The organism is Vibrio sp. 1078-1 (assembly GCF_033340475.1).
Window position 1 is genome coordinate 1 of record NZ_JAWOWM010000546.1, and the last position, 613, is coordinate 613.

The 613-nt window shown below is 42.6% G+C and carries 1 pseudogene; it reads left to right on the plus strand.

The annotated features are described in order from the left end of the window. Positions 1–613 (plus strand): annotated as a pseudogene (locus R7190_RS28705) (hypothetical protein); the annotation flags it as partial.

Sequence of the window (613 nt, forward strand, 5' to 3'; positions counted from 1 at the left end):
TTTGAGTTTATTCGCCTACCAGTACGTTATCGCATTAGATAAAGCAGTGGCGAGTTTGAATAAGCACGAGAGCAACTCCGTTACAGAAGATGAAGTGGACGAAGTCATTGAGTTGACGCTTGAGATCTTAAAACGCTTGAGACGCTCTATCCCTTATGAAGAAAACTTAAAGCGTTACTACGTTAATATTGATAACTATTTGTCGTGGTATACCGAGCAGAAGTTTTTGTCTCTCGTCGCTCATCTTCCTCGAGAAGGCGATTACAGCACCATTAAACAGCGTTTGATTACTCTGTGTGAGAAAGAACAAGCGCATCGCAAGCTAAACAAATACAACTCTCCTCGCGTGGTTGAAGACGTGACGCGTCTTTCAAACAAAATGCGTTTGTTAAGACGTCTGATTGAACACCCTATTGTTTTGCGTGAGCAAACTATCTCCATGGGTAACAACATCAAGCGAGCGATTAAAGGGATTGCGACGGGCTTGGTTATGGTCGTAGTGACATCGACCGTTATTCTAGCCCGAGACTACCTTGGCGAGATTTCTGCATCTTTCATTATAGCGATGTCTTTTATCTATGCTTTACGCGAGATTTTTAAAGATGATCTGCGT